Source organism: Nitrosomonas sp., assembly GCF_019752415.1.
Lineage (GTDB): Bacteria > Pseudomonadota > Gammaproteobacteria > Burkholderiales > Nitrosomonadaceae > Nitrosomonas.
Window position 1 is genome coordinate 1 of sequence record NZ_JAIEME010000002.1, and the last position, 25,869, is coordinate 25,869.

Here is a 25,869-nt window from a genome sequence, read left to right on the forward strand (position 1 = left end):
CGAATGGCCATTCATCCGGCTCCAGTTACATCATCTTTGGCCGCAGTGATTTTGGCAGTGGGCTGCCTGAAATTCTAGGCACACCCAGGGATGATATTCTCACAGGCACGACAGCGGCGGAGCATTTTAAGGCCGGTGACGGCAACGACAAACTGATCGGCCGGGGCGGCGCGGATAGCTTTGAGGGCGGGACGGGCAATGACAAGATTCAAGTCGCTGATCTGAGTTTCGCCTCGGTCGATGGCGGCGCAGGCGTTGATGTGCTGCATCTGGCCGGTACCGGCCTGAATCTAAACCTGGCGGATTCCGGCGATCGCATCAAAGATATCGAAATCATCTCCTTATACAGCCAGGGCGACCACAATACGCTGACGCTCACGGCAGCCGATTTGCGCAATCTGTCGACTACCACCAATACCCTGAAAGTCAATGGTAATGCCGGAGGCCACATCATTGTGGAAGATAGCGGCTGGATCGACGGCGGCAACCGTGGGGATGGTTATTATCACGTGTATACGCAGGATGATGCTGTGTTGCTGGTCGGGCAGAACTTGACGGTGGATTTTGTGGCGGTTTGATTGTAATAAAGGGCGCCTCTAATAGGCCGTTGAGAAACGTTCTTTAGGCAGTCGATGCAAGGTAAAAACAGGCGAAAAAGCGCATAATAAATGAGCATTTTGAGCCTGTTTTTAACACCGTAGCGGCAACGCAGATAATTTTCAACGGCCTGTTAAACGAATTGATCGAAGCATTTGAATAAAGCACCTCGCCGTAAGCAGCGAGGAATTAAACCCGGAAGAGAATTAAAACAGGATATTAAATGGATTCTAGCGAAACAGAGGTTAAGCCTACACTCGAAATCAGTTCTTCCCGTCAGTTGTTGTCTTGGTTGGCTGAGCAGCAGCTGAGTATTGCATTGACAACCTATCAGGTTGGCAAATTGTATTTTATCGGGCTCAAGCCGGATAACGGACTTTCAGTATTCGAACGCAGTTTTAACCGGTGCATGGGGTTGTGCGCTACTCCGAATGGTTTGTATATGAGCAGCCTGTATCAGGTTTGGCGCTTTGAGAATGTATTTGAGCCGGGACAGCAACAGGATGGTTTTGACCGGTTATATGTGCCGCAAGTGGGTTATACCACCGGTGATCTGGATATTCATGACATGGCGGTGGATCGGGATGGTCGTTTGGTGTTCGTGAATACCTTATTTGGGTGTTTGGCAACACTGAGTGAAACGCATAGCTTCAAACCGCTGTGGCAACCTCCGTTTATCAGCAAACTGGCGGCAGAAGACCGCTGCCACTTAAACGGCTTGGCGATGAAGGACGGTCAGCCGGGGTATGTGACCGCGGTCGGTCAATCCGATGTTGCCGATGGTTGGCGTGAGCATCGGACTAACGGGGGTCTTGTCATTGATGTCATTCGCAATGATATTGTGTGTACTGGGCTGTCGATGCCGCATTCGCCGCGTTGGTACAATGATAAATTGTGGCTGCTCAATTCCGGAACAGGAGATTTTGGCTACGTTGATCTTGCAACAGGGCGCTTTGAATCGGTGTGCTTCTGCCCGGGTTATATGCGTGGTTTAAGCTTTCACGGACATTTTGCCTTAATAGGCTTGTCCAAACCACGTCATAATAAAACCTTTAGCGGACTGGCACTGGATGATAATCTTAAATCACGCAATGCCGAAGCGCGTTGCGGGGTGCAAATCATCGATTTGCGTACCGGCGATATCGTGCATTGGATACGCATGGAAGGCGTGATTGATGAGTTGTATGACGTGATTACCTTGCCGCATGTGCGCCGCCCGATGGCGCTGGGATTCAAGACGGATGAGATTCGCCGTGTGCTGAGTATTGAAACCTAGTCTGTCGGACTTAAGGAAATCCTGAATAATTCAACTTTGTCATTCCGAACACAGTGAGGAATCTTCTAGATTCAACAGTATAGATTTCTCGTTCTGTTCGAAATGACAGCAATTCAGTGGCTTGTTATAACATACGCGAAATTGCGAGCGTATCCACTTCCCTATCATCCCGTCCAAATTCAAACACCATGAGGGCATCCCTCGCATTTTGCCGGTGTGTTTGACATCAATACGCGATGTGTGGGATTCTCACCCCATTCCTGTTCGATGGGAACAACACGGCTATTTCCCCTACTCAAATGAAATGTGATCGCCACTGGCTTCGAATATTATTGTTGCTCCCCGGTTTGCTGCTAACGGCTTGCGCCATGGGGCCTGACTATTTGCGCCCGCAAGTCGATACTGCTGAGAAATTTCGCATGTCCCAAATGGAAGGGGAATCGGTCGCCAATCTGCCTTGGTGGGAATTGCTGCAAGATGAAACATTGCAACAGTTAATCCAGCAGGCTTTGAAGGAAAATAAGGATCTCAAACAGGCGGTGGCCAGTGTCGAGGAATTTGAGGCGCGGTTGGGTGCGGCACGTATGGATTTTATTCCGAATTTGGGATTCGATGCCAATGCACCGGCTTTCGGAAGGATGGGTGGGTTCCGCTTTCCCGGGTTTCCGACGCCATTTAATTATTATGGCCAGGCGACTTTGAATTGGGAGCTGGATATTTGGGGCAAAATCCGCCGCTCCAACGAGGCGGCGCGTGCCGAGTTGCTGGCGCAGCAGGAAAACCGGCATGCCGTGATTTTGACCTTGGTCAGTGCCGTCGCGCAGGCTTATTTTGATTTGCTACAGCTGGATAGGCAATATGAGATTGCACAGCAAATGCTGGTTTCGTGGCAGAAATCGCTTGATCTGTTACAAGCGCAATTGGATGCGGGCATTATTTCCCGTATCGAATTCGATCAGATCAATGCCGCTCGTGCCAATGCCGTGAGGCAAGTTGCCGGACTGGAGCGGCAACTACGGCAAAAGGAAAATGAACTGAGTGTGTTGCTCGGCAGAAATCCGGCACCGGTTGCACGCGGTCATTCATTGGCCGAGCAACAGATGCCGCCGGAAGTGCCCGCCGGTTTGCCGTCGGAGTTGATACAGCGGCGTCCGGATATATTGCGCTCCGAACAAGCACTCGCAGCCGCAACAGCGCGCATTGGTGTAGCCAAAGCCGCACGCTTCCCGCGGCTTTCGATTACCGGCTTTCTCGGCGTGGCCAGTCCGGCATTGTCCAACTTGCTACTCTCCAATAGTCAGTTTGGTGCCAGCGGTCTCGGTTTGGCCGGGCCATTGCTGAATGCGCAAAGCCTCGGTTTTGAGCAACGCGCGGCAGAAGCGCAGGCGCGCCAGGCGTTAGCACAATACGAACAAACCATTCTAGTCGCTTTCAAGGAAGTTGAAGATGCCTTGATCGCAGTGCAAACCGCGAATACCCAGCGCAAAGCGCAACAGGAACAAGTTGAAGCGCTGCGCTCCGCATTGCAGCTGGCGAATCTGCGCTTTCAGAATGGCATCACCAGCTATGTCGATGTATTATTGGCAAATCGCACCCTATTCGAGGCGGAGTCGTCATTGATGGCGACATATCGCTTGCATCTGGTATCGATCGTGCAACTGTACAAAGCGTTGGGTGGCGGATGGGTGCTGTAAAGAGTGCTCAAATCCAACCCGAATAACCAACAATAATCATGCCAATCATTATGCTTCGTGTCCTATTCCCGATCGTTAAAACTTGTTCCGCGCTCGCTTTTCTGCTGGCTGGATTATTGCTGATTCTGCTCAGTGCTTGCTCGGCTCAACCGCCGGAAACCGCACCAATGCCGCTACCGCAAGTGGAAGTGGTTACCGTAAGTACACAAACCATCGCCGACGAGCCTGAATTTATCGGGCAAACAGAAGCTTTCCGCCCAGTAGAAATTCGCCCGCAGATCAGCGGAATTATCAAGCAGGTGTATTTTACCGAAGGGCGCAATGTAAAAAAGAACGATCGATTGTATCTGATTGATCCTGTTCCATTTAAAGCTGCCTTTCAAAGTAATAAGGCGAAAGTGGCTCAAACGCAGGCACGTTTGCAGCAGGCCCAGCAAGACTTAGCGCGTATCAAACCGTTACTGGAAAAACAGGCGGTCAGTAAGAAAAATGTCGACGATGCTGAGGCCGAAGTTCGGGCAACCAAAGCAGCGTTGGAAGCCGCACAAAGCGATTTGATCAAAACCAAATTCGATTGGGACAATACGCTGATTACTGCACCGGTCAATGGCCGGATCGGCCGCAGCCAATTTTACGAAGGCCGCTTGGTCTCCGCGCAGGAGACGCTATTGACGACCATCGCGCAGCTTGATCCGCTGTATGTCAGCGTCAATGTACCGGAAAGCTATCTGCTCCGCCGCCGCCGCGAATTGACGGAACAAACCGTGGAAAGCCCGGATATTTTTCAATTGCGCGGCGTGCTGACGTTTTCCGATGGCAGCGTGTATCCCCACGAAGGGATATTGGATTTCGCCGAAGCCACAATACGGCCGCAAACCGGTACCTTGCAGGGACGATTTAAGTTTCCGCATCCGGAAGGTAATCTTGCACCGGGGCATGCTTACCTGTATCCCGGTCAATTCGTCAAAGTTCGCGTCAAAGGCTATGTTCGTCACAATGCCGTTTTAATCCCGCAACGCGCAGTGCAGCAAGGACCGGCCGGTTCATTTGTGTTTGTCATCGATGCCGAAGAGCAGGTGGAAATGCGCCCGGTGCTGGCAAGCGCGTGGCGTGGCAAAGAATGGCTAATCGAAAGTGGCTTACAGCCCGGAGATCGCGTGGTAGCGGAAGGATTCTTCCGCATCATGCCGGGCGTTAAAGTACAGACGATTCCATATCCAGCCAGCAAAACTCCTGCGGCGGTAACTTCTGCGCCTTCCGAGGTATCCAGCGGGCAGATTGCGCCATGAATTCGCATTTTTTTATTGACCGGCCTATTTTCGCGTCGGTGCTGTCGATCATCATTGTCGTTCTGGGTTTGGTCGCATTACAGAAACTACCAATCGCGCAATTTCCGCAAATTACACCGCCGATGGTGCAAATCGACGCCGACTATCCGGGCGCGAGCGCGGAAGTCGTCGCGGAAGCGGTGGCACGCCCAATCGAAGTACAATTGCCCGGCATCGACAATCTGCTGTATTACGAGTCGGTCAGCACCAACGATGGCCACATGATGCTGCGGCTGACGTTCGAGATCGGTACCGATATCGATATTGCGCAAGTACAGACACAAAACCGGCAACGCCTGGCCGAACCGCAACTGCCCAGCGAAGTGATACGTCAAGGCGTTACCGTGAAAAAAACTTCGCCCAGTTTGCTGGCTGTGGTAGCGCTGAGTTCCACCGATCCCAAGCATGACGATGTGTATCTCTCGAACTACACGTTGCTGCGCGTGCTCGATAATATCAAGCGCTTGCCGGGAGTTGGCGATGCCATGATTTTCGGTGGACAAAACTATTCGATGCGCCTGATTCTAGATCCCGTGCGCATGGCGCAATTGAATCTGACACCGACTGATATTGTCGCGGTCGTGCGCGAGCAAAATCGAGATTTCCCAGCAGGAAGAATCGGTCGAGAACCGACACCGAACGGCACCGAATTGACGATTCCAGTGATTACCCGCGGCCGTATGAGCGAAGTCAAAGAATTCGAAGACATTATCGTACGCGCTTTTCCCGATGGCTCGATGATACGGTTGCAGGATGTCGCGCGTATTGAATTGGGTGCGCAGTCGTACGATCTGGAAGGCCGTTGGAATAGCAAACCGAATACGTTTTTGCTGACGTTTCTGGCGCCCGGCGCGAATGCGCTCGATACGGTGCGAAGCGTGCGCGCGGAAATGGATCAATTGGCAAAGCAATTTCCAGCCGGTGTGTCGCACAATATTCCCTACGATACCACTACGTTTGTTGAAGTTTCGATCAAAGAGGTGTTGAGGACGCTGGCTGAAGCAACGCTGCTGGTGATTCTGGTAGTTTTCGTATTTTTGCAAAGCTGGCGTGCCACGTTGATTCCCGCCATCGCCGTCCCAGTTTCGCTGATCGGCACGCTGGCCGGTTTGGAAGTGTTGGGATTCTCTATCAACACCTTGACCTTATTCGGCATGGTGCTGGCAATCGGTATCGTCGTCGACGATGCCATCGTGGTGGTGGAAAATGTCGAACGGCATATTAACAAAGGCGGGCTTGCACCGAGAGACGCGGCGAAGAAGGCCATGGACGAAGTCTCCGGACCGGTAATTGCGATCGTGCTGGTGCTGGCTGCGGTATTCGTTCCGGTGGCTTTTTTGGGCGGCATTACCGGCGAATTGTACAAACAGTTTGCCATTACCATCGCATTGTCGGTGGCGATATCCGGATTTGTCGCGCTGACCCTGAGTCCGGCGTTGTGCGCTTTGGTGCTTAAACCGGGTCATGAAGAGCCAAAGGGATTCTGGAAGCTGTTTAACCGCTCATTTGATTGGGTGCAGACCCGCTATGCCGACACGGTTGTCACCCTCATGAAACGTTCGGCGATTGCGCTGACGCTCTTCTTGCTACTGCTTGTTGCCATTATTGGATTGTTCAAAATCGTACCGGAAAGTTTCCTCCCGGAAGAGGACCAAGGTTATTTCATCACCGTGGTGCAATTGCCGGATGGTGCGTCGATGACGCGCACCAAGGAAGTGCTCGACCGCATCGAAAGTTATTTCCAAGCAAATCCTGCCGTGCATTCCACCGATACGCTGGCTGGTCAGAATTTTGTTTTTGGCACGCGTGGCGCCAATCAAGCGACTATGTTCGTGCCATTGCATCACTGGGATACGCGCACCAAACCGGAAGATCAAATTCAAGCCATCATCGGCGCGGCTTACCAGGAATTCGCCAAAATTCCGGAAGCGTTAATTCTGGCGTTTAATGCACCATCGATTGAAGGGCTGGGTGCTACCGGCGGTTTCTCGGTCCAAGTACAAGATCCCAGCGGCGGTGATTTTTCAGCATTCGCCACAGTGGCGCAGGAATTTACCGCCAAGGCAATGGAGCATCCGGCGATTGCCGTGGCCAGTACCAATTTCCGCGTCAGCGCGCCGCGGCTATTTGCCACGGTAGACCGCGAACGCGCTAAAGCCTTGGGTGTTCCGATTTCAGAAGTTTTCGACACCATGCAGGCGTATTTCGGCAATCTGTACATCAACGATTTCGTCAAATTCGGCCGCATTTACCGTGTGCAAACCGAAGCGATGGCAGAATACCGGTCAAATCCAGGCGATATCAGCAAAATCTTTGTGCGCGCGCAAAACGGCGGCATATCAACAATGATCCCGCTGGATTCCGTCGTCACCACGGAATTTAACAGCGGCCCCGATCCGGTCACGCACTTCAATGGCTTTAATTCCGCGATGGTACTCGGTGGCGCTGCGCCTGGATATAGTTCCGGACAAGCGCTGGCCGCGTTGGAACAAGTAGCGGACGAAATACTGACGCCACGCGGGTATACCCTCGACTGGAGCGGCATATCGCTCCAGGAACGCAAAGCCGGGGGGCAATCGATCATGGTGTTTTCGTTTGCTATTCTGATGGTGTTTCTGGTGCTGGCAGCCTTATACGAAAGCTGGCTGATTCCATTTGCTGTAATTCTTGCGATTCCTTTCGGGATACTCGGAGCACTGCTGGCAATCTGGACGCTGGATTTGAGCAATGATATTTATTTCCAGATCGGATTGGTCACTTTGATCGGGCTGGCCGCTAAAAATGCGATTCTGATCGTCGAGTTTGCCAATCAACGGTATGCCGCAGGCGTATCGCTCACCGATGCAGCACTGGAAGCAGCACGGCTGCGCTTCCGGCCGATCATCATGACATCCTTGGCTTTTATTCTGGGCGTGTTTCCGCTGGTTATTGCCTCCGGAGCCGGTGCTGCCAGCCGGCATTCCATCGGCACCGGGGTATTTGGCGGCATGCTCGCAGCTACATTCCTGGCCATCTTTTTTGTTCCGCTGTTCTTCGTCGTGATGGGTAAGATTGGGCACCGCATCAAACATCCGGGCGCTGAATCCAAACCAGTTGAAGCAAAAACCGCTACGCCGCAGAAAGAAGATCAGGCGACCCCTCCAAAAGGCAGCGATCAGGAGTAAACAATGAAAATGAGTTTCTTTTTAATTAGCCGGCCGTTGAAAAACGTTTTCGAGGCAGCCGATGCAAGGCAAAAACAGGCGAAAAAGCGCAGTTTATACTTAATAAATGAGCATTCTGAGTCTGTTTTTAACACCGCAGCGGCAACGCAGATAGTTTTTCAACGGCCTGTTAGGCGCGAAACATCGAAACAAACTATGAGCTATGGCCAAACAAAAGCGCTACTGCAACGATTCATAATGGCGCTTCTGGGTCTATTGACTGCCGTCAGCGTGATGGCCCAGAACGGCCCGCAATCACGCTTGCCGGTAGTCGAGTTAACGGCGGGCATGTATGTCATCCAAGCCGAAGTGGCTCAAACCATGGACGAGCAAAGCATGGGATTAATGTACCGCCGGACTATGGGCGCCAACGAGGGCATGCTGTTCATATACGACAATCCTCAGATACGCTGCTTCTGGATGCGCAACACGCTGCTGCCACTGACGATCGCCTTCATCGCCGATGACGGCAGCATCGTAAATCTTAAGGACATGCAGCCTGAGACTGAGAAGTCACACTGTGCCGCCAAACCAGTGCGCTACGCACTGGAAATGAATCAGGGCTGGTTCGAAAAACGCGGCTTGAAGCCCGGCTTCAGACTACGCGGGATTCCACTCGCACCGGCTATTGCACAATGAATTCGTAAGCCCTGGCTCTCCTGCCACTTCTGGATACCGTGTTAACAGGCTGTTAACGTCCCCGCCCTCCAGCACGGCGTGGCTCAGCAAAGTGATGCGTTGCTGGGCGCGCAAAGCCAGCGCCAGCAGGTTTCTTTGTGGCCGGCTTTTTGTTGTTGGTCTGGTTTTTTGGTGGATTGCGTGAATGGGTTGCACCACGGGGTTCGCCGCCACGGCCATTTTTTATCGGTTCAGCTTTAATGCGCGGATCCGGTTCAAAACCGGCAATTACCTGACTGGGTATTTCGCGCTTAATGAGTTTCTCGATCGCTGTCAGCAGTTTATTTTCATCGACACAAACCAGCGATACCGCATCCCCTTCTGAACCGGCACGACCTGTGCGGCCAATGCGGTGAACATAGTCCTCAGCCACATTGGGCAGTTCAAAGTTAACAACATGCGGCAGCTCACTGATATCAATACCGCGTGCGGCAATATCGGTTGCCACCAGCACTTGCAGATCACCTGCCTTGAATTTTGCCAGTGCCTGCGTGCGCGCCGACTGACTTTTATTGCCGTGGATGGCCAGTGCAGGAATGCTATTTGCCAACAAAAACTCAGCCAGCTTATTGGCGCCATGTTTGGTGCGAGTAAACACCAATACCTGTGACCAGCGGTGTTGCTTAATCAAATGCGCCAGCAGCTCTTTTTTGCGCTCACGATCCACTGGATGCACCACATGCGTCACCTTGTCAGCAGTCGCATTACGGCGCGCCACCTCAATCATTACCGGCTTGTTAAGTAAATTGTCCGCCAATGCCTGGATTTCATCCGAGAAAGTAGCCGAGAATAATAAATTCTGCCGCTGCTTCGGCAGTAACGCGAGAATTTTTTTAATATCGCGGATAAACCCCATGTCCAGCATGCGATCGGCTTCGTCCAGCACGAGAATCTCAATGTGCGCCAGGCTCAGCGTTTTTTGTTGCACATGATCGAGTAACCGCCCTGGCGTCGCAACCAAAATATCCACACGGCTTTTCAGGCGGGTGATTTGCGGATTGATATTCACACCGCCGATCATAATCATCGAGCTGAGTTTCAGGTACTTGCCATAATCACGCACGCTCTCTTCCACCTGCGCGGCGAGTTCACGCGTCGGCACAAGAATCAGCGCGCGTATCGGTGGCCGCCCGCTGGATGGTCCTTTAACACTTTTGTCGGAAAGACGATGCAAAATAGGCAAGGTAAAACCGGCGGTTTTACCGGTGCCGGTTTGTGCACCGGCCAATAAATCGCCACCGGCCAATACGGCTGGAATGGCTTGTGTTTGAATGGGGGTAGGAACCGTGTAGCCGCGTTCAGTGACGGCACGGATAATTTCATCGGACAAGCCGAAAGTAGAGAAAGACATAAAACTCCAGGAGGGTTAACGGTCTGTCATTGCGGTAATCGCATGACAATCAAGGTAAGCGGATGAAGGGTGTTGCCATAAATCCAGAACTTAAACTTATGAAGAGTATAATATGGGTTGAACTTAAAATCTCAACTATAATCAATAAATTTCTCATACTTCCCATGCATTTATCCCTCTATTCCGTAGTCCTATTATCCTGCCACAATTCTCACAATGCGTGATGATCCCGTCATTCACTGGAATGAAGCGGACGAAGATAAATCAACACGCTGGTGTTCGGAAAAAAATCTGCCGCCGCCCAAGCGCGTACAAGTCATCGATGACCGCATGACGGCCGATACGGCTTACCGTCTCGCCTGTGAAGGCACCGGATTGCTGTGGCGGGGTGATTTTCAGAATGCGCGTCAATTGCTGCAAGCTCTGGCACGGCGCATAGACAAAAAGCGGACGGAACGTAAAAGCCAAAAAACCGCGCTAGCTCCCGCTGAAACCTTTCATCTGCACCGCCAGGCGCAATCACAACGCGCTCGCACCCTGGGTCAGTTGCTGATTCCTTTCAATGCCGATCATAGTATTCCATTACGCCGCGCGCCCGATGTGCGTTCGGCGTGTCTGGAAGCGTATGGGCCACGCACTGAAGATTACATCGCTTCGCTGCGCGAATTACAGGGGCTGATCGGTGCCTACGAATGGCGTAAAAAAGGCATAGAGATTCCCGCATTGCATGCGCGCATTCATCCGCATTATGGTGTTTTCGCACCGATTCGCAGCGAGTACGTGGAATTGATCGCGGCAGCACCGTTACCCAAACTGGCCGCAGCACAATCGCTCGCATTCGATATCGGTACCGGTACCGGTGTGCTGGCTGCCATTCTGGCACGCAGGGGCATCCAGCGCGTCATCGCTACGGATCAGGATTTACGTGCATTGGACTGCGCGCGCGAAAATTTGACGCGTCTGGGTTTAGTCGGCCAGGTTGATGTGGTGCAGGCAGACCTCTTTCCCGAAGGGCAAGCCGCACTGATCGTATGCAACCCGCCGTGGATTCCGGCCCGGCCCAGCTCACCGCTGGAACACGCAATATTTGACCCGGAAGGCCGTATGTTGCGTGGATTTTTGCACGGCCTTAAGTGCCATCTGGCACCCGGCGGTGAAGGCTGGTTGATTTTGTCTGATTTTGCCGAACAGCTAGGATTGCGAACACGCGCGGAATTGCTCGAAATGATTGAGGTAGCAGGCTTGAAAGTATTGAGTCAAGCAAATATCAAACCGCACCATCCGCGTGTCTCGGATACCAGCGACCCGCTCCACGCTGCCCGCAACGCGGAACTCACCACCTTATGGCGGTTGGCCGTCCGGTAGCCGGGAATAGTTTCTACACAGTATCCTTACAACTCGGTATATTTCTTGGCAACTCCTCGGGATTTTTCCACTGGATACTTTTGCGCATTCTGTTCCATCTTTTCCAGCACAATCTGTTTCACATCCAGATCGTATTTTTCAGCAAGCAGAAAAGCAAACGCAAACACATCGGCAAGCTCCTCTTTTACCTTGCCGATGTCCGCTTGTTCAGAAGATTTCCACAGAAAAGCTTCGAGCAGCTCACCCGCCTCAATATTCAGCGCCAGCGCGAGATCCTTGGCGTTGTGAAATTGCGCCCAATCCCGTTCATTACGGAATTTTAGTAAAATTTCGGTGATTTCTTTAATGTCATTCACTAGGAGTAGGCTTCCATCGTTGAAAAGGAAAAACCCGGAAAAATTGGCTGGAGATGAACCCGTAAACAAACATTCTTAGCTTTTAATTGCAAAACAGAATAGCACTGTTTTATTCTAAAATATTAATACATATCCAAAATTCTCTGTGTACAAAGCAAAACTTGGTGTTGTCTGAAGACAACACCCTTTAGAATATTGCTCTTTTGATTGTTAACAGATACGCTGGGTAAAATTTTGCTTTCTGCTCTCAATATATGAATGATCGGTGTGGAAATGAACAAAAAAGCAATGCGCGACCCGGATTTTCTCAATGCCATCATTGAAAATGTTGGCGCACTGGTAATTGTATTGGATCATGCGGGAGGCATCTATCGATTTAACACCGCTTGTGAGAAATTAAGCGGCTTCACCTTCGCCGAAGTGGAAGGTAAATTTCCCTGGGATATTTTTTTGCCCGCGGAAGATTCCGATGCCATCCATACGGCAGCCTTTGTAGCCCACGTAAACAACCCGCAAACCGCACTCAACCAATACACCAACCGTTGGCGCACAAAGTCTGGCGATTATCGATTGATCGAATGGTCCAACACGGTGTTACGTGATAACCAGGGCAAAGTAGAATTCATGATCAGTGTTGGCACGGATATCACCGAGCGCAAGCAGATTGAAGAAGATTTGCGTCACAGTGAAGAACGCATGCGCCTTGTCTTGAATGCAACCAATGACGGAATCTGGGATTGGAATCCCATCACGCACGAGGATTATCTCTCACCGCGCTGGAAGGAAATCGTCGGCTATCAAGCTGATGAGCTGCCAAACATCGACTCTATTTTTTTTGAACTGATTCACCCAGACGACAAAACTTCAGTCGTTCAAGCCATAACCAACCATTTTGAGAAGCATGCGCAGTACCGTGTTGAAATGCGTTTGCGTCACAAGAATGGTAGTTACCGGTGGGTATTATCGCGCGGCGAAGCAGTTCGAGATGCTAATGGAAAGCCAGTGCGTATGGTCGGTTCTATCACCGATATCACCGATCTTAAGCAAGCTGAAGAAAATCTTAAAATACTCAATGAGCAACTCGAATCTCGTGTCAAACAACGCACCGCAGAAATGACGGCAGCTCGCGACGAAGCTGAGCGCGCCAATCGTGCCAAAAGTGCGTTTTTATCACGTATGAGTCATGAACTGAGAACACCAATGAATGCAATTCTTGGTTTTTCCCAGCTACTCGAATATGAAAACCTCCAGCCCCGTCAGCTAGCATACGTACAAGAAATCCATCGTGCTGGTGATTATCTGCTGGAACTCATCAACGAGTTATTGGATTTGGCTCGTATCGAATCCGGGAAAATGGTGGTCGTATCACAACCCGTCAACTTGGCGGCTGCCATCAACACCGCAACAGAAATTACCCAACCGCTCATTACCGCAAGACTGCTTCATCTAATCAATCAGTGCCCTACTGGCGAGACCGTATTGGCCGACCCAACCCGGCTGAGGCAAATCCTGGTCAATCTGCTGTCCAACGCAGCCAAATACAACCTGAGCGGCGGATACATCAAAATTTCCTGTCATGATCAGAATAATGGTTTTCTCCGGCTTTGTGTAACCGATACCGGTCCGGGCATTCCGCCGGAAAAGCAGGCATACCTCTTCAAACCTTTTGAACGTCTGGGTGCTGAATTCACTGCGGTGGAAGGGACTGGCATCGGACTCGCGCTATCCAAACAACTGACTGAGCTGATGGGTGGGCACGTTGGATTTAACAGTACGCTCGGCGAAGGCTCGACGTTCTGGATTGAATTGCCGCTTACGGCAGAAGCCGAAAACACTGAAAATCCGATATCACAAGATAAAGCGATTAATACCGGCAAACCGCAACAAACGGTGCTGTATATCGAAGACAATGCCGCAAACCTGCGTCTGGTCGAAGCCATGCTCCGGCATCAACCGCATTTGAAACTGATCTCCGCCACCCACGGTGAGTCCGGCTTGGAGCTCGCGCGGCGTTATAAACCGCAAGTTATCCTGCTGGATATTCACTTACCCGGCATGGATGGCTATGCGGTGCTGGAAGCGCTCAAAACCGACCCCATAACTCGCGATATTCCGGTGATCGCCCTCTCCGCAGATGCCATGTCCATCGATATCGACCGCGGGCTGCAAGCTGGTTTTATCCAGTACTTGACCAAACCGGTTAGAATGGATGTATTGCATGAAGCAATTGAGCGGTATTTCTAATCATAGGCTAAATCCATAGCATCGATTTTGATTTGTTTTTCTTAGATAAAACAGGGATTCACATACTCAGGAAGTGCTGATTGATTCAATCAATTTGTGCGCAACGCCTTTTCCTGTTTCGAGCTCGACAACTGACTCCAGTAAATACCGCGCATTTGCAAGTGAACAAAATAATGCACTGTCTTTTCCATAGCCGATAGGCTTCTAAGAATTCACGCGCCACATTTTTTTGCTTCTTGAGAACTGATTGATGGATACCAAAACCAGTGTTGCACTTTTCCTTATCCTAGTATTCCTGCTTGCGTGTTCCAGCGTATTCGCCGAGACGCAGTGCCGATTGGATACCAAGCAGGGAATCGGTGCGCTGGGCCGCATTGAACCGCGTTCCCGGGTAATCAAAGTGTCGCATAATGCGGGGCCTGAAGGGGCGCGTGTGGAACAACTGTTTTTTCAGGAAGCCGATTCTGTCCAAGCCGGTGAGAAGCTGGCGGTACTTTCGGATCATGTCAAAAGAAAAGCAGAAGTGCAAGCAGCCGGAACGCGCATTAAGGTGCTGGAAGCGCAGCGAGCTGTTGAGCAGATTGCGCTCACGTTTAACAAGCAAGAACATCTGCGCCATCAATCGCTTGAACCGGGTGCGGTCAGTATTTCTCTGGCGGATACGAAACGATTGGCGTATGAGCAATCCCTCGCGGATCTGAAACGTTTGTCGGCTGAGATCGCCCGCGCACAAGCCGAACAGAAAATTGCGGAGGCCGTGTTGGACAACACGCTGATCACTGCGCCGATCACCGGAACGGTCGTAAAAATCTTCACTCGCCAGGGGGAACGGATTGGCGACAATGGGCTGTTGCAAATCGCCGATTTGTCGCAACTGGATGTCGTGGCGGAAGTTTACGAATCGGAATTGCCTCAAGTCAAAATAGGACAAACTGGGTGTATCACGGCAACCGGTTTCAAACGGAGCTATCGTGCGCAGGTCAGAGAATTGGGATTTCTGGTGCGGAAAAACGATTTGAATGACACCGATCCCTTGGCAGACCGGGATAATCGCATCATCGAGGTGCGCCTGACCCTTGAACCGGACGCCGTTGCAGACTTGCAGCACCAGATTTTCCGGCAGGTTAAGGTGCGGATTACGCCTTGAATAAGCTGGCCTGGTTTTACTTTCCCGCACGCCTGGCCTGGCGCCAGCTCATCTTTGATCGAAGCAAGCTGGTAGCTGCGATTTGCGGGGTATTGTTTGCTTGCGTATTGGTATTCATGCAGTTGGGCTTCAAGGATTCATTGTATGCCAGCGCCGCCTCTGCGCCGGTAAAATTGAGTGGCGATTTATTTCTAATGCACAAGCAAAGCGAAGCCATGTGGCGGCCGGTTCAATTTAAACGTAGCGAACTGATGCGTGCTTTGGGAAACCCGGCGGTTGCGGAAGTTTATCCGCTGTATCTCGGGTTAGCGCCTTTTAAGAATATCCAAACTCAGGTTAAACGAACCTTGATGGTTTATGGTTTTGATCCGGATTCGCAGATTTTCAATATCGATGAAATTAAAAGTAAGCAGATCGATTTGCGGCTCAAGGATACGGTACTGTTTGATGAATACTCCCGCCCGGAATTCGGCCCCGTTCGCCAATTGCTCGAAGCAGACCAAAATGTGACCGAAATTAATGATTACAAGGTTAACATCGTCGGGTTATTCCGTATGGGGGTGTCGTTTGCCGCCGATGGCAATGTCATCACCAGCGATCTGAATTTCATGCGTATTTTTCCCAGAAGACATCACAGCGATATCGATATGGGTGTCATCAAACTCCATCCTGGCGCATCGGCCAAACAGGTCGAAGCGGAGCTTAAGAGCCAGTTGAACGAGTTCATCAATATTTTTACCTATGAAGAGTTGCTGAAATATGAGAAGGATTATTGGGCGAATACGGCCCCGATTGGGTTTATTTTTGGATTTGGCACGGTCATGGGATGGGTGGTCGGCTTAGTGATTGTCTATCAGATTTTGTTTACCGACATCGCCAATCACCGCAATGAATTCGCCACGCTGAAAGCCATGGGCTATGAACACAGTTATTTTATTCGCCTGGTGTTTGCCTCGGCTTTCTTTTTGGCAGTCCTCGGGTTTATTCCTGGCTATCTGCTTTCTGTGGGGCTCTACCATTTGGCTGAATCGCAAATGTATATGCCGATGCCGATGCTCTTGAGCAAAATCATCACGGTGTTTATGTTTATTCTTTCGATGTGCGTCATGGCCGGGCTACTGGCAATCCGTAAGTTGAAAGATGCTAATCCGGCTGATATGTTCTGATGGGCACCTGATGTCAACGGTCATTGATGTCGAACATCTGGATTTTAGCTTTGGGAGCGGTGCTTTAACGCAACCGGTACTGAAAGACATTACCCTTTCAATCCAAAAAGGTGAGATCGTACTCATCACCGGACCCTCCGGTTCGGGTAAAACGACTTTTTTGACCATTATCGGCGGTTTACGCCAAGCTTTCCACGGCAGCGTGAGAGTGCTTGATCAGCAATTTATCAATAGCAGTGAGCCGGTTAAAGTCAAAGTCCGGCAACAGATCGGCTACATTTTTCAACAACATAATTTGCTTAAATCACTCACTGCGCTGCAAAACGTCAGTATGACGTTAGAAATGGGTAATACGCTGACAGAACAGCAAAGACGCGACCGCTCCGCGGAAATGCTGATCGCCGTGGGACTGGGTGACCGGCTTGAGTACAAACCCGGGCAACTTTCAGGCGGGCAACTGCAACGTGTTTCCATAGCCAGGGCCCTGGTCGGGCAACCAAAAATCATCCTGGCCGATGAACCGACCGCCTCGCTGGATAAACAAAGCGGTTACGAAGCGGTCAGTCTCCTGAAACGATTAGCCAAAGAATCACAAACCACGATTCTTCTGGTTACGCATGACTACCGCATTCTGGATATTGCGGATCGGGTTGTGGAGCTGGAAGATGGGGTAATCAAGAAAGTATGACCGGGCGATTTGTAGAACTGCGGCAGGGTAGCCTTTGACACAATCAGCTTGAAAAACTGATTACGTTGCGATCCGGTCGGGCAGCAAACGATCGTATTCCTTTTTGACCACACTGTAGCATTCGCAGACATTATCCTCCAGTCCCTGCCGATCCAGCAGCGTAATGTGGCCGCGGTGGTACTCAATCAAGCCGGCGCTTTGTAATTTACGGGCCGCATCAGTGATGCCTTCGCGGCGAACGCCGAGCATATTGCTGATCAATTCTTGCGTCATGATCAACTCGTCTGAGGGCAATCGGTCGAAACTTAACAGCAGCCAGCGGCAGAGTTGCTGTTCTATTGAATGATGCCGATTGCATACCGCTGTTTGCGCCATTTGCGTGAGGAGCGCCTGGGTATACCGTAGCAGTAGATGCCGCATGGGTAGGGAGTTATTGAATTCCTGCTGCAGCAGTTGCGCTTTCAGCCGGTAAGCATAGCCCGCGCTCTGCACCACAGCCATATTCGGCATGGTATCTCCGCCCATAAAGACGGCCACCCCGATTATTCCCTCATTGCCGACTATCGAGATTTCGGCCGATGCGCCATCCTCCGTGACGTACAGCAGGGATATGATCGCGGTAGTGGGGAAATAAAGATGACTCAATTTGCCGCCAGACTCGTATATCACTTCGCCGAGCGGAAGCGGCACCAGTTCCAGATGGTGATGGAGCCGTTCCAATTCATCCGCAGGCAGGGTGGCCAGCAGATCGTTCTGGCTTAGGACGTGGAAGCTATGGGAAACAGGTGTGTGTGTTGCAGGCATTGTCTGACTCCTTGTATAGGAAAAACCAAGTAATTGACTGATATATCTAGACTAATGCATCGCTTCCATAATACATGGAAATCGGTCTGTGTGATAGCGCACAGAAATGACAGCGGATTTGGCGTATTTTTTAATCTGCTTTAAGCGGCATGACTCGGTGATAGCTGCTACGGCTGATTAATCCATCAGCGTTTTGCCTGGATTCATTTCAATGAAGGATCTAATTATTTATGCAACAATTTATGCAACTTGGCTTATTTGAACTGCCATGGTGGGGCTATGTGTTGGTTACGTTGATCATGACACACATGACCATCGCTTCCGTGACGATTTTTCTCCACCGGCATCAGTCGCACCATGCACTGACACTGCATCCCATTGTGAGCCACTGTTTCCGCTTCTGGCTATGGCTTACCACCGGAATGGTCACCAAAGAATGGGTGGCGATTCATCGTAAGCACCATGCCAAGTGCGAGACCGCGGAAGATCCGCACAGCCCGCAGATTCATGGCATCAGCAAAGTGTTGTTCGAAGGCACTAAGCTTTATTGTATCGAAGCTAAAAATACCGCAACGCTCGATAAATACGGTCATGGCACTCCCGATGACTGGGTCGAACGCCATGTATACTCGCCGCATCCGGTGCTGGGTATCGTCATCATGCTGGTGATTGATCTGGTTCTATTCGGTCCGGTCGGGTTCATCGTATGGGGCGTGCAGATGCTGTGGATTCCACTCTTCGCTGCAGGTGTCATCAATGGCGTGGGGCACTATTACGGTTATCGCAATTTCGCGCCGAATGACACTTCCACGAACATTCTGCCGTGGGGCATTCTGATCGGTGGGGAGGAACTGCACAACAATCACCATGCCTACGTAACTTCCGCCAAGTTATCCAACAAATGGTGGGAATTTGATATCGGCTGGATGTACATTCGTATTCTGGAAATGCTGGGCTTGGCCAAGGTATGCAAGGTGGCGCCTATCGTTCGCTTTAATCTACCCAAGACGCCCTGCGACGAAGGCACTTTGCAGGCTGTGATCACCCACCGCTTCGATGTGCTGGCCAAGTTTGCCAAATATCTGAAGCAGCCCACAATCACTGAGATTCGCAACCTGCGCGCTCAAGCTATTCCCGGTCTGCAAGATGCCCAGGCTCTCGAAGCCGTCAGGCATTGGTTGCAAAATGATGTCGGAAAGATAGCGGAAAGAGAACAAGCGGCCTTGGACCAGGCGCTCCATTCCAGTCAGAAATTAAGCACAATCTACGCAATGCGACAAGATCTGGCCGCTTTGTGGAGCAGTTCCACGACCTCCAAGGAGCAACTGGTAAAACAACTGGAAAACTGGTGTCGGCGCGCCGAGGAGAGCGACATCAGCGCATTACAGGATTTCTCCCGGAAATTACGCTGTTACGACTAATCGTTAGGAAGGAGAACTAAAATGTCTGTAGGAACAATACTATTAATCATTCTGATTCTGATGCTGCTTGGTGCGATTCCAACGTGGCCGCACAGCAGGGAATGGGGTTATGCGCCCAGTGGCATCCTTGGAACAGTGGTGCTGATCTTGGTCATTCTGTTGCTGCTGGGCCGAATATAGCGCTCGCAGAAAAAAGCATCGTATTAAGGAATCTTTGGCAATCAAACCGTATAGATTTCTCACTGTGCTCGAAATGACAGTTATTCAGAAGTTTCTGAAAGTAGGAGCGGTATCGCACATAGGCGTTCTGTGCTTTAATACACAGAACCAGCCTAGTGTGTGCCTATTTCCTCACTGTATGTAAGCAAGCAAATAGCAGCAACCTATTGCGGCAACACATTCATCCATCTCAATTGGGAAAAAATATCAGCCGGGAGATCTCGCCAATGCAAGTACCAAAATTTCGCTCTATTTTCACATCCGCATCCAAACACGAACGCACTAAGAATTTTGAAAATTATTGGCTCTTTACTCAGCATCACAATGGTGAGTTGCTAGAAGATGACAAAGATTTAGTAAAAAAGCGCGCCAAGTTCCAGTTCTTCCAAGATAATCCCGTTCAGTTACGCACACCGCTCGTCAATCCCGAAGCTTTCTATCGCAATTATGTTGCGATGCAAGATGATCCCAAGACTTTGGATAACATGACGCTGATGTTGACGGGGATGTATAAATTCGCTCGCCATGAGTGGGTTGGGATTAAAGGCGCCTGGGATGTGGTACCCAATATGGCCAATTCGCATTCGGTTGAAGACAAAATCAGCCGCGTCCATTTGGCGGAAGAATTTTGCCATGTCCGTTTGTTCGATGAGATGCTGCGTACTTGCGGTTTGGATAAAGTCGAGTGGGTACCGTTAAGTCCGATTAAAGAAAAAATCTACGAACAATTTCCTAAATTTCCAGGATTTCTAATGGATTCGCCCGCTTTTGTGACGGAATTGATGGGCGTTACTTACTATTGTCACCTCAATCGTCTGATCGACGAATTATTGGTCGATGAACCAGAAGTACAAAAGCGGTTAAAAGAACTGCTCGATGAAATTACCATTGATGAAGTCGCCCATGTCGGGCAACGAAGAAACTTTATTGGCCCTATCGGGATACGAATCTCCAAATGGCTAGTAAAACCGTTTTACACCTTGTTCTTTAACGATATCCCGGAAGTGGCTAAACTATTTGACGTCAAACAGATGATTAAAGATGGCGAAGCGTTTGATTTTAATCACTTGCCTGATTACATCATAGAAAAAAGCTGGATTCCTTCCTACTGTAAAGTTTAAAAATTTGTAACTCTCAGGCAGCCTGATAAATCGGGCTTCTACCCCCTTTGAATCCTTTATCGATAGCTTCATCGGGTCTGATTACGCGGTTAGCAGTCGCTGCCTTGCCTCCGCATAACCATTTTTGCGGTAAAAACCCCCTTCCGCGCGCCACCCACAATCACTCCTGCCTGACAAGGTAGCTAGCCGGACCGGCCTCTGCAAGCAATTTGGGCAGCATTTATGTCGATCGTTTAACGTTTATTACTGAGTAGCATACCGATCACAAAACCACTGCTGAAGGCAACAAGCGCACTGGTAAGCGGCCGTTCTTTGATACTTTCTCCGGCTGCCTTAGTTTGATTGCGTACAGCTTTTCCAGTGTCTTGAGCCAAGTCGGCAAACTTCTCACCTTGCTTGCCTGCCTGATCCTTCACTGACGTCATCAGCGATCCAAGTTCATTCCGAAGGGTGGTGAATTCCTTTCTTAGTTGATCCATCTCTTTGCTAAAATCATCAGCTGATGCCATGGTTTGTTCTCCTTGTGAACGAATAAATTCGATAATTGTTGTGGACTAAAACTCGGCCCCGTAGTAAATGTAAATCACACTACCACGCAGCCACACAATACCGCACCAATTGTCTGCGGTATGTACGGTGACACACAAAGGATGCGGATGAGTACGGATAATTGCTCAAGCGTGCATGCTTCGATCAAATGGTAAATTGGTCTCGGTGAGAAGCAATTCATTGGTACCCACTCTGCAGATCAGATTTTGCTGTTTATTTTGCAGAAAATTCTTCTGTTTCCGCAGCCGCTACTACTGGCTAAAACTGCACGAGGGTCATGCTCACCGCCATGATAAGGGCCAAGAAAATACCGATAGGAGAAGGAAAAATTACTGTCGCGATTCGGATAAGCTATCCCGCCGGATAAAAATCCGGGGAAATAAAAAGCCCTCTTAAAAACTAAGAGGGCTAATCCACGCGAACTAAAACAGCTAGGAGAGGGAAATAATCCGAACAGTTAAACGCGTGTTTAATGTGTGTTTGATTCTGTCCCATAATAAGAATGGATATTTTTTGCCCAAGTTTCGTCGGCCATATCGGGCCAATTGTCCTTATCGAATCCTGGCGCCGCTTTGAGTCGGTCTTTCTCTTCATTTAATACGAAACACTTGTGCTCCGTATCGAGTGCCAACGCATCCCACGGCACTGCAAAAAGTTTTTCCCCTATCGTTAAGAAGCCACCGAAGGACAGCACGGCGTAGCATACTTTCCCGCTTTTCGTGTCTAACATAATTTCTTTGATTTCACCCAAATCTTCCCCTTTATGATTTTGGACATCATTTCCAATGAGAGTGTCTGCCCCCATAAGAGCAGGTCCGGGTCCACTTTCGTTATTGTTTTTGTACATACCGTAGGTATCGCGATCTTCGTAGCTCATGTTTATCTCCTGTTAAAAATCAAGTTAATGCGCTTTCTTGTAGTCATTTTTTAAGCCAAAGTTAGCTTGGGTTTTGCCGAAGGTTTTCTCGATCTTGACTTGATGTTTGCTCATTACGATCTCCTAGTAAATCACTTCGACAATTAACCGGATTGTTACACTAAACTTCTAGTGCATCGTTACGGTTTAGTAACGATATAGGCAAATTCTATGCAGGTATGTACGCTAGTACACATAACAAAATAAACAATCCGGCACGGAGCAGGGGTTAGATAATCCTAATAAAAACATAAGGAATCACTAGAAAATATCGAATTAGACAGCAAAAAAACGGCGGGACTGCCATCTTTAAATTTAATGGGAGTCCCGCCTTTTATTACCGCTTCACAGACACGTTGGAGCAGTTCTAACTAAACTTGTCGCTTGATTGATTCTAGCTTCTCAATGGTGCTGCTTCGCTTTAGCTTCAGCTTTGGCTTGCTCTAATATGGCTTTCGCGGCTTTTTCGCACACGTCCTTCTCATTGCCTGCTATGTCATCACATTTTTCTTTGGACACCTCGTAATTCGCTTCTGCTTTGGCAACACTTACTTTATAGGCAGCTTCTTTGGAAGGCTTGAATTTGGCTTCAAGCTCTGCTTTTGCGACTTTTTCTTTTCCCTTCGCTTGGGCCATGCAGATGTCTCCCGCATTGCCAGTCAGTGATTCGCATTGGGCTTTATCCGACTTATACTCGGCGGCGACTTGTTTTTCCGCTGCCTCGTGCTCATCTTTAGATATATTTTGCGCAATAGCACTTCCGCTCAATGCAAGACCAAGCGCTACCAAGATCGAACTGATATTGAATTTATTCATATTAACTCCTTGATAATTATTAAACAAATCAGGCCATAATGTACCCGACTTGTTTAAGCATATAGCCACGATGCTATTATGTCTGTGTGATACCGCACGAATGGCGGATTAAGTCAGAGATGTCAACTGATTGAGTTTGAACCACGCATAAGCTGAATAGGAATATGTGCAGTACTTTTCGAAATGGGGATTATTTGACAGCTAAGTGCGATAGCGCACCGACACTAAGCCTATTGGTTGCCAATATATAAACATAATGTCATTTCGAAGTTTTGCAAATCGCTTATGAATTAAGCGGCAAACAGCATAATAGTGGCAGAACCTAGACACACAAGATGGCAAGCAATTAAATCCGAAAGAGATAAAGTATGGATAAAGCACAAACTAAACAAGACAAATTAAATCGGCTTGCATGGTTAATGGATAGCTACTTTCGTATTCCAGGCACACAGATTCGTTTTGGCGTGGATGGCCTAATTGGATTGATCCCCGGATTCGGAGATGCACTAGGCGCAGTAATCTCAAGTCATATCCTGACACAAGCAGCTCAGATGGGTGTTCCCAAGTCTATTCTTCTGAAAATGGCATTCAATATTGGATTTGATGCCATTCTGGGCATTATTCCTGTTATTGGAGATGTATCAGATATCGTCTGGAAGGCCAATCAACGGAATGTACAATTACTAAATGATTACCTTAACCAACCGGAAGAAACTGTAATTCATAGTCGTTTATTTGTTGGGATTTTAGGTCTTTTAGTATTTGGTCTAGTGGCTTTTATTGGTTTATTAGGTTTTCTGGTGATACGTTGGCTTTGGTTATCAGTCCAATGAGGCTGAATTTACAAAATCATCCAACCCCCCACTAGCTTGCCTCAGTCAAAAGCCTAAGATAGCATCTTGCCAAAAAATCGGCATATAGAAAATCACGCACCGCAAGAAAGTCACGCACAGCGAAATCCCGATGATAAGTGCTGCAATAACACAACCTGACTGGTCCTACTCCGATTCGCAGGCACTGTATGCTATGGAAAAGTGGGCAGATGGCTTTTATTCGGTGAATGAGCGGGGTCATGTCTCGGTTTGCCCTATCGAAGGCCAGGCACTGCAGATAGATGTCATGGATGTGATTCGCGCGGCTCGCTCTGAAGGCGCTTCTCTGCCCATGCTGATTCGTTTTCAGGATGTGATCAGTTCGCGCGTGCGACGCCTGAATCAAAAGTTTCAGATGGCGATTCAGGACAGCGGCTACGAAGGAACCTATCGCAGTATTTATCCGATTAAAGTTAATCAGTTGCAGGAGGTGGTGGCGGAAATCCTGGAAGCCGGCAAAGAATTTAATATTGGACTGGAATGTGGCTCCAAAGCCGAATTGTTGGCCGTGCTGCCACTGATTGCCGATGAGACACTGTTGCTTTGCAATGGTGTTAAGGACTGCACCATGCTGACCCTCATGTTAAATGCACAACAGCTTGGACAGCAAGTGGTGCCGATTATTGAAAAATATTCGGAGTTTGAGCAGCTGATGAATCTGGCCGAAGCGCGCCAGATGAAACCGCGGTTAGGGGTGCGTTTGAAACTGAACACGAAGGGATCGGGGCGTTGGTTTGAGTCCGGCGGGGCCAGTTCCAAGTTTGGATTGACTATTCCGGAGCTGGTAAAACTGATACAAACACTGGAAAACCGGGAAATGGCCGGGCAACTGGAATTGTTGCATTTCCATCTGGGCAGTCAAATTGCTGATATTCAGGTGCTGCGGAGTGCAGTCAAAGAAATCATGCAGATTTATGCGGATTTGATGTTGCGAGGCCTGCAGATTAAATATCTGGATGTCGGTGGCGGACTCGGGGTGAGTTACGGGGGTGACTATGACAATCCGGAATTATCCATTAATTACGGACTGCGTGAATATGCCAATGTGGTGGTGTATACGGTCAAAGAAATCTGTGATGAGCGACAGGTACCGATGCCGAATCTCTTGTCAGAAAGTGGCCGCGCCCTCGTTGCGCATCATTCCGTGCTGGTGGTTCCTGTGTTGGGTGTGCATAGGCCGGATAGTCCGCCGATGTCTGATTTTCCGGCTCATCTGCCTGCCACAGTGCTACGCATGGCGACGGTATACAGCGATGCACAATCTGCAGAGAAAAGCAGTGTATTGCTGGAATGCTATCACGATGCACAGGAAATCCGCCGGGAAACCGAGCAGATGGCACGATTGGGTTACCTGTCTGTTGAACATATGGCGCAATCGGACAGTTTGTACTGGAGTATTTGCCGTGAAGTGCTGCACAAGTTAACGGCGACTGAGTCGACCCCGGTCTCGGCCGAGCAGATGGAGCTGGAAAAGCAGCTCACGGACATGTATCTGGGAGATTTCTCAGTTTTTCATTCCATTATCGACCACTGGGCCATCGGACAGATTTTCCCGGTGATGCCCCTGCATCGATTGCAAGAAAAACCTGTGCGGCGCGGTCAGTTGGTGGATCTGACTTGTGATTCGGATGGCAAGGTAAGTCAGTATGTGTCATCGTCCGGCATCAGTGACTTTATGCCCCTGCATGATTTTCGTCAGGATGAATCCTACTTTCTGGGTATTTTTCTCGTCGGCGCTTATCAGGAGATACTGGGGGACGCGCACAATCTATTCGGACGCGTGGATGAGGTGCACGTCTATGCGAAAGCAGAAGAAACGAACGGTTTCTGGATAGAAGAATTGCTGAAGGGAATTAGTGTCAAGGAAATGCTGAGCCAAGTGCAATATTTTCCCAATGACCTGGGTCGGCGCATGTCGGAATTTATTCGCCAGCAGATAAACGCGGGGCGTATCAAACCTGCAGAAGGAACACGAATTCTTAATAATTATACCCAGCGTCTGGGAGATACTACATATTGTGATGTCGGCCCCAGTGAACCATCATAGTCAGATGGAAA

At 49.6% G+C, this 25,869-nt stretch carries 21 protein-coding genes and 1 pseudogene; 16 read left to right on the top strand and 6 right to left on the bottom strand.

All coding sequences use genetic code 11. The features are described from left to right. The 6 genes and pseudogenes from K2P83_RS00230 to K2P83_RS00255 form a co-directional block, all read left to right on the top strand. Positions 1 to 578: pseudogene (locus tag K2P83_RS00230) on the top strand (hypothetical protein); the annotation flags it as partial. Between the two features lie 242 nt (positions 579 to 820). Continuing rightward, on the top strand, positions 821 to 1,873 hold the full coding sequence (locus K2P83_RS00235; protein ID WP_292925844.1) for a TIGR03032 family protein: 1,053 nt from the start codon (positions 821 to 823) through the stop codon (positions 1,871 to 1,873). 236 nt (positions 1,874 to 2,109) lie between these two features. Beyond that, on the top strand, positions 2,110 to 3,567 hold the full coding sequence (locus tag K2P83_RS00240) for an efflux transporter outer membrane subunit (RefSeq protein ID WP_292925845.1): 1,458 nt from the start codon (positions 2,110 to 2,112) through the stop codon (positions 3,565 to 3,567). Positions 3,568 to 3,605: 38 nt separating this feature from the next. Further along, entirely contained in the window at positions 3,606 to 4,856 is a 1,251-nt protein-coding gene (locus K2P83_RS00245; protein ID WP_292925846.1) for an efflux RND transporter periplasmic adaptor subunit, read from the top strand. After that, positions 4,853 to 8,059 carry a multidrug efflux RND transporter permease subunit gene (locus K2P83_RS00250; protein ID WP_292925847.1) on the top strand — a complete coding sequence of 1,069 codons (3,207 nt, stop codon included), beginning with the start codon at positions 4,853 to 4,855 and terminating at the stop codon, positions 8,057 to 8,059. The genes K2P83_RS00245 and K2P83_RS00250 overlap by 4 nt, the downstream gene beginning before the upstream one ends. Positions 8,060 to 8,068: 9 nt before the next feature. Further along, positions 8,069 to 8,737 carry a DUF192 domain-containing protein gene (locus tag K2P83_RS00255; protein WP_292925849.1) on the top strand — a complete coding sequence of 223 codons (669 nt, stop codon included), beginning with the start codon at positions 8,069 to 8,071 and terminating at the stop codon, positions 8,735 to 8,737. 52 nt (positions 8,738 to 8,789) lie between these two features. On the opposite strand, the gene K2P83_RS00260 is transcribed toward K2P83_RS00255, so the two are convergent. Continuing rightward, on the bottom strand, positions 8,790 to 10,127 hold the full coding sequence (locus tag K2P83_RS00260) for a DEAD/DEAH box helicase (protein ID WP_292925850.1): 1,338 nt from the start codon (positions 10,125 to 10,127) through the stop codon (positions 8,790 to 8,792). Positions 10,128 to 10,343: 216 nt separating this feature from the next. Here K2P83_RS00260 and K2P83_RS00265 point away from each other — a divergent pair, with 216 nt between their 5' ends. Next, a complete protein-coding gene (locus K2P83_RS00265; protein ID WP_292925851.1) occupies positions 10,344 to 11,492 on the top strand; it encodes a class I SAM-dependent methyltransferase in 1,149 nt (382 codons plus the stop codon). 26 nt (positions 11,493 to 11,518) lie between these two features. Here the strand turns inward: K2P83_RS00265 and K2P83_RS00270 are convergent, their stop codons facing one another. Continuing rightward, positions 11,519 to 11,848, bottom strand: coding sequence for a nucleotide pyrophosphohydrolase (locus K2P83_RS00270; protein ID WP_292925852.1), 330 nt, complete (start codon positions 11,846 to 11,848; stop codon positions 11,519 to 11,521). A 273-nt stretch (positions 11,849 to 12,121) separates the two neighbouring features. Between K2P83_RS00270 and K2P83_RS00275 the strand changes: the two genes are divergently transcribed. From K2P83_RS00275 to K2P83_RS00290, 4 genes are all read left to right on the top strand, one after another. Further along, positions 12,122 to 14,092: a PAS domain-containing hybrid sensor histidine kinase/response regulator gene (locus tag K2P83_RS00275; protein WP_292925854.1), complete on the top strand. Its 1,971-nt coding sequence runs from the start codon at positions 12,122 to 12,124 to the stop codon at positions 14,090 to 14,092. Positions 14,093 to 14,342: 250 nt separating this feature from the next. After that, positions 14,343 to 15,239 carry an efflux RND transporter periplasmic adaptor subunit gene (locus K2P83_RS00280; protein WP_292925855.1) on the top strand — a complete coding sequence of 299 codons (897 nt, stop codon included), beginning with the start codon at positions 14,343 to 14,345 and terminating at the stop codon, positions 15,237 to 15,239. Further along, on the top strand, positions 15,236 to 16,405 hold the full coding sequence (gene devC / locus K2P83_RS00285; protein ID WP_292925856.1) for an ABC transporter permease DevC: 1,170 nt from the start codon (positions 15,236 to 15,238) through the stop codon (positions 16,403 to 16,405). Before K2P83_RS00280 ends, devC begins: the two co-directional genes overlap by 4 nt. 10 nt (positions 16,406 to 16,415) lie before the next feature. Beyond that, positions 16,416 to 17,093, top strand: a complete 678-nt coding sequence (locus K2P83_RS00290; RefSeq protein ID WP_292925858.1) for an ATP-binding cassette domain-containing protein — start codon at positions 16,416 to 16,418, stop codon at positions 17,091 to 17,093. A gap of 60 nt (positions 17,094 to 17,153) precedes the next feature. On the opposite strand, the gene K2P83_RS00295 is transcribed toward K2P83_RS00290, so the two are convergent. Then, positions 17,154 to 17,897, bottom strand: coding sequence for a Crp/Fnr family transcriptional regulator (locus tag K2P83_RS00295; protein ID WP_292925859.1), 744 nt, complete (start codon positions 17,895 to 17,897; stop codon positions 17,154 to 17,156). Between the two features lie 230 nt (positions 17,898 to 18,127). On the opposite strand from K2P83_RS00295, the gene K2P83_RS00300 reads away from it, so the two are divergent. From K2P83_RS00300 to K2P83_RS00310, 3 genes are all read left to right on the top strand, one after another. Then, positions 18,128 to 19,318, top strand: coding sequence for a fatty acid desaturase (locus tag K2P83_RS00300; protein ID WP_292925861.1), 1,191 nt, complete (start codon positions 18,128 to 18,130; stop codon positions 19,316 to 19,318). A 21-nt stretch (positions 19,319 to 19,339) separates the two neighbouring features. Continuing rightward, the gene (locus K2P83_RS00305; protein WP_292925862.1) at positions 19,340 to 19,498 is read left to right on the top strand and encodes a DUF3309 family protein; all 159 of its coding nucleotides are present in this window, start codon (positions 19,340 to 19,342) and stop codon (positions 19,496 to 19,498) included. Between the two features lie 266 nt (positions 19,499 to 19,764). After that, complete coding sequence (locus tag K2P83_RS00310) at positions 19,765 to 20,658, top strand: hypothetical protein (protein ID WP_292925864.1); 894 nt, start codon at positions 19,765 to 19,767, stop codon at positions 20,656 to 20,658. 233 nt (positions 20,659 to 20,891) lie between these two features. Here the strand turns inward: K2P83_RS00310 and K2P83_RS00315 are convergent, their stop codons facing one another. The 3 genes from K2P83_RS00315 to K2P83_RS00325 form a co-directional block, all read right to left on the bottom strand. After that, on the bottom strand, positions 20,892 to 21,167 hold the full coding sequence (locus tag K2P83_RS00315) for a DUF883 domain-containing protein (RefSeq protein ID WP_292925865.1): 276 nt from the start codon (positions 21,165 to 21,167) through the stop codon (positions 20,892 to 20,894). A 509-nt stretch (positions 21,168 to 21,676) separates the two neighbouring features. Continuing rightward, the gene (locus K2P83_RS00320) at positions 21,677 to 22,084 is read right to left on the bottom strand and encodes a PRC-barrel domain-containing protein (protein WP_292925866.1); all 408 of its coding nucleotides are present in this window, start codon (positions 22,082 to 22,084) and stop codon (positions 21,677 to 21,679) included. Between the two features lie 441 nt (positions 22,085 to 22,525). Next, the gene (locus K2P83_RS00325) at positions 22,526 to 22,939 is read right to left on the bottom strand and encodes a hypothetical protein (RefSeq protein ID WP_292925867.1); all 414 of its coding nucleotides are present in this window, start codon (positions 22,937 to 22,939) and stop codon (positions 22,526 to 22,528) included. 368 nt (positions 22,940 to 23,307) lie between these two features. Here K2P83_RS00325 and K2P83_RS00330 point away from each other — a divergent pair, with 368 nt between their 5' ends. Both K2P83_RS00330 and speA read left to right on the top strand, forming a co-directional pair. Continuing rightward, on the top strand, positions 23,308 to 23,772 hold the full coding sequence (locus K2P83_RS00330) for a DUF4112 domain-containing protein (RefSeq protein WP_292925868.1): 465 nt from the start codon (positions 23,308 to 23,310) through the stop codon (positions 23,770 to 23,772). Between the two features lie 130 nt (positions 23,773 to 23,902). Then, positions 23,903 to 25,858 carry a biosynthetic arginine decarboxylase gene (gene speA / locus K2P83_RS00335; protein ID WP_292925869.1) on the top strand — a complete coding sequence of 652 codons (1,956 nt, stop codon included), beginning with the start codon at positions 23,903 to 23,905 and terminating at the stop codon, positions 25,856 to 25,858. Positions 25,859 to 25,869 lie beyond the last annotated feature (11 nt).